Raw genomic sequence first — 9,281 nt, forward strand, 5'->3', positions numbered from 1 at the left:
CGGTCAATCATTCCTCAAACGTGGCGCCGGCGGCTTCGAGCTTCGCTCGAGCCGGCGCCGAAAAAGCGACATCGCGGAACTTCAAACCCTTCGGGGCATCGCCGGCCGCAAGGATCTTCACGCCGTCCTTGCGCTTGGTGACGAGGCCTGCATCGGCAAGCGACTCGGGGCTGATGATTTCTTTGACATTCCAGTTTTCGAGATCGCAGAGGTTCACCACCGCGTACTCGGTGCGGAAGATCTGCGTCGAGCGCGCCTTCTGCGACACGCCGCGGCGATGTGGAAGACGGCGGTGCCACGGGGTCTGGCCGCCTTCAAAGTTCGGACCTTTGCCGCCGCCGGAGCGCACGGTCTGACCTTTGCCGCCGCCACCCGAGGTCTTGACCATGCCGCTGCCGTGGCCGCGGCCGACGCGCGTGCGCTTGGTGTTCGAGCCGGGTGCCGGCTTAAGCTCCGACAGTTTCACTTTCCATGTTCCTTCCGAGGATCTCATCGACGGTCTTGCCGCGCATCTTCGCGACTTCTTCGACCGTGCGCAAGGATTTCAATCCGGCGACCGTCGCCTGAATGACGTTGATCGGATTGTTGGTGCCTAGCGATTTTGTGAGGATGTCGTGCACGCCGGCGAGTTCGAGCACAGCGCGCATCGCGCCGCCCGCGATGACGCCCGTTCCTTTGCTCGCGGGCCGCATGATGACGTGGCCCGCGCCGACGTGGATCTCTACGGGGTGCGGAATCGTGCGTTCGACCATGGGTACGCTGATCAATGCTTTGCGCGCGGCCTCGACGCCCTTGCGGATGGCTTCCGGCACCTCACGTGCCTTGCCGATGCCATAGCCAACGCGGCCTTGGCGATCGCCGACCACGACGAGCGCGGAGAACGAAAAGCGCTTGCCGCCCTTGACGACTTTGGCGACGCGGTTGACGCGTACGACCGTCTCCTCGAGCCCCGAACCGTCCGAAATACGAGCCATGCTTAGAACTCCAAACCGGCGCCGCGCGCCGCATCGGCCAGGGCCTTGATCCGGCCGTGATATTTGTAACCGCCGCGATCGAACACGACCGCCGTTATACCTTTCGCCTTCGCCCGCTCGGCGATGACCGCGCCCACCTTTTCTGCCGAAGAGCAGTTCGAGCACGACGTCTTGCCGCCGCCCACTTCTTTTTCGCGCGTCGATGCGGACGCGAGCGTGGCGCCGCTGCGATCGTCGATCAACTGCGCGTAGAGATGGTGCAGGCTACGGAACACCGACAAGCGCGGGCGCTCGTCCGTGCCGTTGATGCGTTTGCGCACGCGCGCGTGGCGCCGGACGCGAAGCGCGTTGCGACTCGAAGTGCTCATTATTTCTTACCGCCTGTCTTGCCGGCTTTGCCCAGCTTGCGCCGCACGTATTCGCCTTCGTGCCGGATGCCCTTACCCTTGTATGGTTCGGGGGGCCGGATGCCGCGGATCTGCGCCGCGAGTTGTCCGACCGCTTGTTTGTCCGCGCCCGAAACCGTTATCTTGTTCGTGCCCTCGACTGAGATCGTCAGTCCTGCGGGCGGCTCGACCACGACCGGATGCGAGAAGCCGAGCTGCAGGTTGAGTTTACCGCCCTGCATCTGCGCGCGGTAGCCGACGCCCTGGATCTCAAGCAACCGCGTGAAGCCCTTCGTGACGCCGCCCACCATGTTTGCGATCAGCGTTCGAGTGAGACCATGGAGCTGACGGTTGCGCTGCGCGTCGTCCGGCCGCATGACCGTCACCACAGAGCCGTCGATCCGCACTTCCATGGGATCTGCCAACGTCAGAGAAAGTTCGCCCTTGGGTCCCTTGACCGTCACCGCGCGTTCGCGCAGTGCGATGTCGACCCCGGAGGGAATGTTGATGGGCGCGCGCCCGATTCTGCTCATCTTCTTCTACCTACCACACGAACGCCATGACTTCGCCGCCGCATCCGTTGCGCTTGGCCTGCCGGCCGCTCATCACACCTTTCGATGTCGAAAGGATGACGAGGCCCAGGCCGCCCATGCACTTCGGGATCTCGCCTTTCGGCGAGTAAATCCGCAAACCGGGCTTGCTGATGCGCTGCAATCCGTTGATCACCCGCTCGCGGTTTTGTCCGTATTTGAGCGTGATGCGGATGACGTCGCGCGGTTCGCCCGTGACGAGTTCGTAGCTTTTGATAAAGCCTTCGGCCTTGAGGAGCTTTGCGATCTCCTTCTTCAGGCGCGAGGCGGGCACGTCGACGCGCTCGTGAAACGCCGTGTTCGCGTTCTTGATTCGGGCGAGCATGTCCGCGACGGGATCGGTTACCATTGCCATAATCGGTCTCTTAGTCTCCGCTTCTTACCACGACGCCTTGGTGACGCCCGGGATGTTGCCTTTGTGCGCGTGCTCGCGGAAGCATATCCGGCACAAGCCGAACTTGCGCAAGAAGCCGCGCGGCCGGCCGCAGGCGCGACACCGGTTGTGCTGACGAACCTTGAACTTCGGTTTGCGCTTGCTTTTTTCGATCAGACTGGTCTTGGCCATCAGGCGGCACTCCCTTCCTTGCGCAGCGGCATGCCCATCTCTTCGAGGAACGCCAGCGCTTCTTCGTCGGTCTGCGCCGACGTGACGATGACGATGTCCATACCGCGGACGGCGTCCACCTTGTCGTAGTTGATCTCGGGGAACACCAATTGCTCTTTGAGGCCAAGCGCGTAATTGCCGCGGCCATCGAGCGACGTGCGCGACATGCCCCGGAAATCTCGTATGCGCGGCAGCACGATGTTGACGAGCTTGTCGAAGAAGGCATACATCCGTTCACCACGCAGCGTGACTTTGGCGCCGATCTGCATCCCTTCGCGCAGCTTGTAGACCGCGATCGACTTGGTCGCGCGGGTGACCAGCGGCTTTTGACCCGTGATCGCGGTGAGATCGGAGACGGCTCCGTCGATGGCCTTCGGATTTGCGACGGCTTCGCCGACGCCCATGTTCACGACGATCTTCATGAGCTTCGGAATGCGCATGGGATTCTCAACCCCCAACCGCTTGCGCAGATTGGGCACCACGGATTTCATGTAACGCTCTCGTAATCTGTTCATCTTCTCAAACCTACGCCTTCACCGGCCGGTCCGCCGGCTCGCCGCAACGCCGGCAGAGCCGTTCGCGCGACTCGCCCTTGATCGCGAACGCGATCTTGGTGGGCTTGAGGCACTTCGGACACACGTACATGACCTTGCTGATCGGCATCGGGAGCTCTTTCTCCAAGATGCCGCCCTTCTGGTTCTTCGGGGTCGGCTTCGAGTGCCGCTTGACGACATTCACGCCTTCAACTTCGATCTTGGCGATGCTCGCTTGTACGAGCTTGATCTTGCCCTGCTTGCCCTTGTCTTTGCCGGCAAGCACGACCACGGTATCGCCGGCGGCCAATCTGAGTTTCGACATCTACAGGACCTCCGGGGCAAGCGAGACGATCTTCATGAAGTCGCGGTCGCGCAGCTCGCGCGCGACTGGACCGAAGATGCGCGTACCGCGCGGATTCATCTGGTCGTTGATGAGCACGGCCGCATTTTCGTCGAACTTTATGAACGAGCCGTCGGGCCGGCGCATCTTCTTCTTCTGACGGACGATTACGGCTTTGACGACGTTGCCTTTCTTGACGGCGGCGCCCGGGATGGCGCTCTTGACCGACGCGACGACTATATCGCCGACGTACGCGTACGGATGGCGTGAACCGCCCGACACGTGGAATACCATCAATTCGCGCGCGCCCGAATTGTCTGCGACCTTTAGCCGCGTTTGTGCCTGGATCACTTGGCCTTCTCCACGATCTCGATCAGCCGCCAGCGCTTGCGCGCGCTCATCGGCCGCGTCTCCATGATTTTGACGGTGTCGCCCACGGCCGCTTCACCCTTCTCGTCGTGTGCGAGAAAGCGCGCGGAGCGGTGCAGGATCTTGCCATACGCCGGATGCGGCATGGGCGTGTCCGTGACCACGACGATCGTCTTCGTCATCTTATTGCTCGCAACGCGACCGACCTTAGTTCGCCGTTGCGAGCGCGCGGCAGCCGTCGTTTCGCTTTGTTCCATCATCCTGCAAGTTTCCGTTCGGCGAGAATGGTGTGGACGCGCGCGATGTCCCGGCGCAGCTTCTCCACCATCGTGTGGTTCTCGAGATGTCCGGTCACCAATTGGAAGCGCAAGTTGAACAGCTCTTCTTTGGTGGCGGCGAGTTTCTCGGCCAATTCGCCGTCGGTCAATTCGCGCCAACTGTGCAATTCGTTAGATTTCAAGACCGTCACCCGCCCCTTCACGCGTCAATACTTTGGTGCGGATCGGCAATTTGAATGCCGCCAAGCGCAATGCTTGTCTTGCCACCAGCTCGTCCACGCCGGACAGTTCGAACATAACGCGCCCCGGCCGCACGACCGCAACCCAACCCTCGGGCTGACCCTTGCCGGAACCCTGACGAGTCTCGGCGGGTTTCTTCGTGAACGATTTGTCGGGGAATATCGTGATCCAAACCTTGCCGCCGCGTTTGATGTGGCGGGTCATCGCGATACGAGCGGCTTCTATCTGCCGGTTTGTGATCCAGCACGGCTCAAGCGATTGCAGACCGAACTCGCCGAAGGTCAGCGAGTTGCCGCTCTGGGCTTGACCCTTCATCCGTCCGCGTTGCACTTTGCGGTGCTTGACGCGCTTGGGCATCAACATCGGTTACGTGCCTTCCGTTATTTCAGGTTCGGGAGTTTGCGGCTCGGACGTGCCGGCCGCATGGTCGACGTCGGGAGAATCAACGAGCTTCTGCTCGGCGGCGGCTGATGGCACGCCGGTCGACTCGGGTTCACTGGGAACCGGCGTTGTGGCTGGGGCCTCGGGTGAGGTTGTGGGAGCTGCCGGCTCGGGTTGGCCGACCACAGGGGTCGGCCCCACAGGAGTGGTTGGGGCCGCAGGTGCGGCCGGCGCCACAGGGGTTGTTGAGGCCACAGGAGTGGTTGGGGCAGCAGATGCGGTCGGTGCCACTGGAGTGATCGGGGCAGCTGCAACCGCAGTCCCCACAGGAGCGGGTGCAGGCGCGCCCAGTGCCGGGGCGGGGGCGCCGAGGGGACGAGCCGCGCGAACGGGTCGCACTCTCCGGACCGGCCGCGTGTCGCGCGCGTCGGGTTTCGGACGGCCGTCGGGCAGCACCTCGCCTTTGTAGATCCAAACCTTGACGCCAATGCGTCCGAATGTCGTGTACGCTTCCGAATGCGCGTAGTCGATGTCGGCGCGCAGCGTGTGCAGCGGCACTTTGCCTTCAAACGTGCGCTCGACGCGCGCGATCTCCGCGCCGCCCAGCCGGCCGCCGCATTGCACCTTGATGCCGCGCGCGCCCGCCTTGGTGGTGCGCTGCAGCGCCTGGCGCATGGCGCGCCGGAACGCAATGCGCTTCTCCAACTGATCGACGATGTTGTTGGCGACCAGTTTCGCGTCCATCTCGGGATGTTTGATCTCGACGACGTTGACCTGAACCTGCTTGCCGGCCGCGATCTTCTCGAGCTTTTTCTTCAGGTCGTCGATGCCCGCGCCGCGCTTGCCGATGATGATGCCCGGCTTGCCCGTGTGGACGATGACGCGCACCGTGTTCGCACGACGCTCGATCTCGACTTTGGAGACGGCGGCAGAGCGCGACATGCCCTCGATCAGATCGCGCATGACGCGGTCCTCGTTCAGCCAGTTCGCATACTGTTTGTTCTCGAACCAGCGCGAATCCCACGTTCGCGTGATGCCGAGGCGCATGCCGACGGGATGGATCTTCTGACCCATGTCAGTTCGCCTCTCCGTCGGACACGATGATGGTCACATGTGACATTCTCTTCCTCTTGAGTCCGGCTTGACCGCGGGCGCGCGCTTCGACGCGCTTGAACGACGGGCCGCCGTCGACGGTGGCCTTGGCGATGACCAGCCCCTCCGGCCGCATCGAGAAATTGTTCTCGGCGTTGGCCGCGGCGGCGCGCACGATCTTCTCGATGGCTTTCGCGGCCGCAAGCGGCGTGAAAGCGAGCAGCGTCAACGCGCGGTCCACGCGTTGGCCTCTGATGACGTCGACGACGCGCCGGGCCTTGCGGGGCGGCACGCGTAGAAATTTTGCGGTTGCTCTGGCTTGCATATTATTTCACGGCCGCCTTGTCGCCGCCGCTGCCATGGCCGCGAAAGATGCGCGTGGGAGCGAACTCCCCAAGTTTGTGGCCAACCATGTTCTCCTGGACGTAGACCGGAATGTGCTTGCGCCCGTCGTACACCGCGATCGTGTGTCCGACCATGGCCGGGACTACCGTGGACGCACGCGACCAGGTTTTGATCACGCGCTTCTCGCGGGTCGAGTTCATGCGCTCGATCTTCTCGAGCAGATGCTCGGCGATGAAGGCGCCTTTTTTCGCAGACCGTGTCATCTATTTATTTGCTCCGCCGCTTCACGATGAATTTGTCGGTACGCTTGTTCCGTCGCGTCTTTTTCCCCATCGTCATCTCGCCCCACGGTGTGGTGGGAGGACGGCCCGCCGTGGAACGCGCCTCGCCGCCGCCGTGCGGGTGATCCACCGGGTTCATCGCGATGCCACGCACTGACGGCCGATTGCCGAGCCAGCGCGACCGGCCGGCTTTGCCGATGACTTGGTTTTCGTGCTCGATGTTGCCGATCTGGCCGATGGTCGCGCGGCACACCACCGCGATCTTGCGCACTTCGCCCGACGGCATGCGCACCTGCGCGTATTCGCCTTCCTTGGCCATGAGCTGCGCCGAGCCGCCGGCGGTGCGCACAAGCTTGCCGCCTTGACCCGGCGACATCTCGATATTGTGTATGACCGTGCCGACTGGGATGTTCGTGAGCGGCAATGCGTTGCCGGTCTTGATGTCGGCGCCCGGCCCCGACTCGAGCATGTCGCCGACCTTGATGCCGAGCGGCGCCACGATGTAGGTCTTCACGCCGTCGCGGTAGTGCAGCAGCGCGATGCGCGCCGAACGGTTCGGATCGTACTCGATGGAAGCGACCTTAGCCGGCACGCCGTCTTTACTGCGCTTGAAATCGATGCGCCGGTACATGACCTTATGCCCGCCGCCGCGGTGGCGCACGGTGATGTGGCCGTTGAAGTTGCGGCCCGCGGTCCTGTTTTTCGGTTCGAGCAGCGACTCTTCCGGACTTTTCTTCGTGATCTCCTCGAACGAGGGGACCGCCATGAAGCGCCGTCCGGGCGATGTCGGCTTGAATTTCTTTACTGCCATCGTCTTTTCGTCTTGTCCCTACGACTCGAAGTAGTTGACGCCGCCGAGTTCGATCTTGTCGCCCTCGCGCAACGTGACGACCGCTTTTTTCCAGTCCGGACGCTGCACGGTGGGGCGTGCGGTGCGCTTGCGCATGTCGCGCTTGCGCTTGCCGTGCACGCTCACGGTGTTGACGCGCAGCACCTTGACCTTGAACAATCCTTCGATCGCCGTTCTGATGTGGTGTTTGGTGGCCTCGGAACTCACCTGGAATGTGTACTGCGATGCAGCCGTTTGGACGACGGATTTCTCCGTGACCACCGGCCGGATCACGACATGTCTTGCTTCAGGCACCACACACCTCTGCAAGCGCGTCGTACGCGCTCTTCGTCATGACGATCCGTTCGTGCGCGAGCAGCGCGTGGACCGAGATCTCATCGTGGCCCGCGATGGTCAAGTTGGCCAAGTTGCGCCCGGCCTGCGCGATAGCCGCTGCGCCCTCATCCGATCCGCGGTTGATGACGAAGAGCGTGCGCTGGCGAACGCTGCCCTCGGGCCAAAGCATTGCGAGCATCTCCTTGGTCTTCGCCGGCGCAAAACCGGCGGCGTCCATGAGCGAGAGCGAATTCAAGGAGCAGCATTCGGCAATGGCTTGCGCCAGCGCGATCCGGCGCTGCTTCTTGTTCATGTCGCGCGCGAACGAACGCGGGTGAGGACCGAACACCACGCCGCCCTTGCGCCACTGCGGCGAACGGATGCTGCCCTGGCGCGCGCGGCCGGTTCCCTTTTGGCGCCACGGCTTGCGGCCGCCGCCGCGCACTTCGTCGCGCGTCTTCGTGTCTGCAGTGCCGGCGCGGCGGTTTGCCAGGTTGCGCACGACCGCTTGATGCAGGAGCGCGCTGTTCGGGGTGACCGCAAACGCCGGCGCGGCGGCTACCGTGCCGACTTTTTTCCCGGACTTGTCGAGCAGTGTGATGTCCATGCTATGCCTTCGCTCTCACCTTCACGGAAGAGCGGACCAACACGACGCCGTTGCGGCCGCCGGGCACGGCGCCCTTGACCAGCAGCAGATTGTTCGTCGCATCGGCTTGCACGACTTCGACGTTGAGCATGGTGACGCGATCGTTGCCGAACTGCCCTGGACGCCGGCTGCCCTTCACCGTCTTCGCGGCGTTGGTGTCGCCGTTCGATCCTGGTTGACGGTGGATCATCGAGCCGTGAGTCGCACCGCCGCCGACGCCGTTCCAGCGTTTGATGATGCCGGTGAACCCTTTGCCTTTGCTCGTGCCGATGACGTCGACGCGATCGCCGGGCACAAAGCCTTCGACGGTCGCCGTGTCGCCGGCGTTGACGCCGTCGATGCCGCGGCGGAACTCGCGCACGATTGTCTTCGGCGCTGCACCCAGTTTTTCAAAGCGGCCGCGCATCGGCTTGGTGAGCTGTTTGAGTTTCGCGTCTTCAAAGGCGAGCACGAGCGCTTCGTATCCGTGTTTTTCCTTGGTCTTGCGCTCGATCACCGAATTAGCGCCGGCTTGGATGACGGTCACGGGGACGTACAGCCCTTCAGGCGTGAAGACGTTGGTCATGCCGACTTTGCGGCCGATGATGTTCTTCATTGTTCTCTTAGGCTTTCAGCTCGATGTCGACGCCCGCGGGAAGGTCGAGGTGCATCAGCGCGTCCATGGTCTTGGCCGATGCCTGCAGGATGTCGATCAAGCGTTTGTGCGTGCGGATCTCGAAGTGCTCGCGGCTCTTCTTGTCAACGTGCGGCGAACGGTTGACGCACGCGCGGTGGATCTCGGTGGGCAACGGCACGGGGCCGCTGACGAACGCTCCGGTGCGCTTCACCGTCTCCACGATGCGCTCGGCCGATTGGTCGAGCACCTTGTGGTCGTAGGCGCGCAGCCGGATGCGGATCTTCTGTTTGCTCATGCTATTCGATCACCTTAGTGACGACGCCGGCGCCCACCGTGCGGCCGCCCTCGCGGATGGCAAAGCGCAGGCCTTCTTCGCACGCGATCGGCGTGATCAGCTCCACCGTCATGCGCACGTTGTCGCCCGGCATCACCATCTCC

The 9,281-nt window shown here is 63.0% G+C and carries 20 protein-coding genes and 1 pseudogene; all 21 read right to left on the reverse strand.

Annotation, left to right across the window (positions count from 1 at the left end):
- Nucleotides 1-7: 7 nt before the first annotated feature.
- Nucleotides 8-466: a 50S ribosomal protein L15 gene (gene rplO / locus VII69_12030; protein HEY5095835.1), complete on the reverse strand. Its 459-nt coding sequence runs from the start codon at nt 464-466 to the stop codon at nt 8-10.
- Nucleotides 447-974 (reverse strand): 30S ribosomal protein S5, encoded by a 528-nt coding sequence (gene rpsE / locus VII69_12035; GenBank protein HEY5095836.1) that lies wholly within the window; start codon nt 972-974, stop codon nt 447-449. Before rpsE ends, rplO begins: the two co-directional genes overlap by 20 nt.
- A 2-nt stretch (nt 975-976) precedes the next feature.
- A complete protein-coding gene (gene rplR / locus VII69_12040) occupies nt 977-1,342 on the reverse strand; it encodes a 50S ribosomal protein L18 (protein HEY5095837.1) in 366 nt (121 codons plus the stop codon).
- Nucleotides 1,342-1,893, reverse strand: a complete 552-nt coding sequence (gene rplF / locus VII69_12045; protein ID HEY5095838.1) for a 50S ribosomal protein L6 — start codon at nt 1,891-1,893, stop codon at nt 1,342-1,344. Before rplF ends, rplR begins: the two co-directional genes overlap by 1 nt.
- Before the next feature lie 10 nt (nt 1,894-1,903).
- Complete coding sequence (rpsH, locus tag VII69_12050; protein HEY5095839.1) at nt 1,904-2,299, reverse strand: 30S ribosomal protein S8; 396 nt, start codon at nt 2,297-2,299, stop codon at nt 1,904-1,906.
- A gap of 30 nt (nt 2,300-2,329) precedes the next feature.
- Nucleotides 2,330-2,515: a type Z 30S ribosomal protein S14 gene (locus tag VII69_12055; GenBank protein HEY5095840.1), complete on the reverse strand. Its 186-nt coding sequence runs from the start codon at nt 2,513-2,515 to the stop codon at nt 2,330-2,332.
- Entirely contained in the window at nt 2,515-3,069 is a 555-nt protein-coding gene (gene rplE / locus VII69_12060) for a 50S ribosomal protein L5 (GenBank protein HEY5095841.1), read from the reverse strand. Before rplE ends, VII69_12055 begins: the two co-directional genes overlap by 1 nt.
- Nucleotides 3,070-3,079: 10 nt before the next feature.
- Nucleotides 3,080-3,412, reverse strand: a complete 333-nt coding sequence (gene rplX, locus VII69_12065) for a 50S ribosomal protein L24 (protein HEY5095842.1) — start codon at nt 3,410-3,412, stop codon at nt 3,080-3,082.
- On the reverse strand, nt 3,413-3,781 hold the full coding sequence (gene rplN, locus VII69_12070; protein HEY5095843.1) for a 50S ribosomal protein L14: 369 nt from the start codon (nt 3,779-3,781) through the stop codon (nt 3,413-3,415). It abuts the gene before it with no gap.
- Nucleotides 3,778-4,056 carry a 30S ribosomal protein S17 gene (gene rpsQ / locus VII69_12075; GenBank protein HEY5095844.1) on the reverse strand — a complete coding sequence of 93 codons (279 nt, stop codon included), beginning with the start codon at nt 4,054-4,056 and terminating at the stop codon, nt 3,778-3,780. Before rpsQ ends, rplN begins: the two co-directional genes overlap by 4 nt.
- Nucleotides 4,056-4,259: a 50S ribosomal protein L29 gene (gene rpmC / locus VII69_12080; protein ID HEY5095845.1), complete on the reverse strand. Its 204-nt coding sequence runs from the start codon at nt 4,257-4,259 to the stop codon at nt 4,056-4,058. Before rpmC ends, rpsQ begins: the two co-directional genes overlap by 1 nt.
- Complete coding sequence (gene rplP / locus VII69_12085; GenBank protein ID HEY5095846.1) at nt 4,249-4,680, reverse strand: 50S ribosomal protein L16; 432 nt, start codon at nt 4,678-4,680, stop codon at nt 4,249-4,251. Before rplP ends, rpmC begins: the two co-directional genes overlap by 11 nt.
- Before the next feature lie 465 nt (nt 4,681-5,145).
- Nucleotides 5,146-5,772 (reverse strand): annotated as a pseudogene (rpsC, locus tag VII69_12090) (30S ribosomal protein S3).
- A 1-nt stretch (nt 5,773) separates the two neighbouring features.
- A complete protein-coding gene (gene rplV, locus VII69_12095) occupies nt 5,774-6,115 on the reverse strand; it encodes a 50S ribosomal protein L22 (protein HEY5095847.1) in 342 nt (113 codons plus the stop codon).
- A 1-nt stretch (nt 6,116) separates the two neighbouring features.
- Nucleotides 6,117-6,398: a 30S ribosomal protein S19 gene (rpsS, locus tag VII69_12100; protein HEY5095848.1), complete on the reverse strand. Its 282-nt coding sequence runs from the start codon at nt 6,396-6,398 to the stop codon at nt 6,117-6,119.
- Between the two features lie 4 nt (nt 6,399-6,402).
- Nucleotides 6,403-7,227, reverse strand: coding sequence for a 50S ribosomal protein L2 (gene rplB / locus VII69_12105; GenBank protein HEY5095849.1), 825 nt, complete (start codon nt 7,225-7,227; stop codon nt 6,403-6,405).
- Nucleotides 7,228-7,245: 18 nt separating this feature from the next.
- Nucleotides 7,246-7,539 (reverse strand): 50S ribosomal protein L23, encoded by a 294-nt coding sequence (gene rplW / locus VII69_12110; protein HEY5095850.1) that lies wholly within the window; start codon nt 7,537-7,539, stop codon nt 7,246-7,248.
- A gap of 13 nt (nt 7,540-7,552) precedes the next feature.
- Nucleotides 7,553-8,188, reverse strand: a complete 636-nt coding sequence (rplD, locus tag VII69_12115; GenBank protein HEY5095851.1) for a 50S ribosomal protein L4 — start codon at nt 8,186-8,188, stop codon at nt 7,553-7,555.
- A gap of 1 nt (nt 8,189) precedes the next feature.
- The gene (gene rplC / locus VII69_12120; GenBank protein HEY5095852.1) at nt 8,190-8,822 is read right to left on the reverse strand and encodes a 50S ribosomal protein L3; all 633 of its coding nucleotides are present in this window, start codon (nt 8,820-8,822) and stop codon (nt 8,190-8,192) included.
- A 7-nt stretch (nt 8,823-8,829) separates the two neighbouring features.
- Entirely contained in the window at nt 8,830-9,138 is a 309-nt protein-coding gene (rpsJ, locus tag VII69_12125) for a 30S ribosomal protein S10 (protein HEY5095853.1), read from the reverse strand.
- A 1-nt stretch (nt 9,139) separates the two neighbouring features.
- Nucleotides 9,140-9,281: elongation factor Tu (gene tuf / locus VII69_12130; protein ID HEY5095854.1), on the reverse strand; the 142-nt coding region annotated here is incomplete at its 5' end.

This window comes from Candidatus Eremiobacteraceae bacterium, assembly GCA_036511855.1.
Taxonomy (GTDB): Bacteria; Vulcanimicrobiota; Vulcanimicrobiia; order Eremiobacterales; family Eremiobacteraceae; genus JABCYQ01.

Coding starts and splice junctions, on each gene's coding strand:
- rpsE (HEY5095836.1), bottom strand. CDS start 974: ATGGCTCGTATTTCGGACGGTTCGGGGCTCGAGGAGACGGTCGTACGC.
- rplR (HEY5095837.1), bottom strand. CDS start 1,342: ATGAGCACTTCGAGTCGCAACGCGCTTCGCGTCCGGCGCCACGCGCGC.
- rplF (HEY5095838.1), bottom strand. CDS start 1,893: ATGAGCAGAATCGGGCGCGCGCCCATCAACATTCCCTCCGGGGTCGAC.
- rpsH (HEY5095839.1), bottom strand. CDS start 2,299: ATGGTAACCGATCCCGTCGCGGACATGCTCGCCCGAATCAAGAACGCG.
- VII69_12055 (HEY5095840.1), bottom strand. CDS start 2,515: ATGGCCAAGACCAGTCTGATCGAAAAAAGCAAGCGCAAACCGAAGTTC.
- rplE (HEY5095841.1), bottom strand. CDS start 3,069: ATGAACAGATTACGAGAGCGTTACATGAAATCCGTGGTGCCCAATCTG.
- rplX (HEY5095842.1), bottom strand. CDS start 3,412: ATGTCGAAACTCAGATTGGCCGCCGGCGATACCGTGGTCGTGCTTGCC.
- rpsQ (HEY5095844.1), bottom strand. CDS start 4,056: ATGGAACAAAGCGAAACGACGGCTGCCGCGCGCTCGCAACGGCGAACT.
- rplP (HEY5095846.1), bottom strand. CDS start 4,680: ATGTTGATGCCCAAGCGCGTCAAGCACCGCAAAGTGCAACGCGGACGG.
- rplV (HEY5095847.1), bottom strand. CDS start 6,115: ATGCAAGCCAGAGCAACCGCAAAATTTCTACGCGTGCCGCCCCGCAAG.
- rpsS (HEY5095848.1), bottom strand. CDS start 6,398: ATGACACGGTCTGCGAAAAAAGGCGCCTTCATCGCCGAGCATCTGCTC.
- rplB (HEY5095849.1), bottom strand. CDS start 7,227: ATGGCAGTAAAGAAATTCAAGCCGACATCGCCCGGACGGCGCTTCATG.
- rplD (HEY5095851.1), bottom strand. CDS start 8,188: ATGGACATCACACTGCTCGACAAGTCCGGGAAAAAAGTCGGCACGGTA.
- rplC (HEY5095852.1), bottom strand. CDS start 8,822: ATGAAGAACATCATCGGCCGCAAAGTCGGCATGACCAACGTCTTCACG.
- rpsJ (HEY5095853.1), bottom strand. CDS start 9,138: ATGAGCAAACAGAAGATCCGCATCCGGCTGCGCGCCTACGACCACAAG.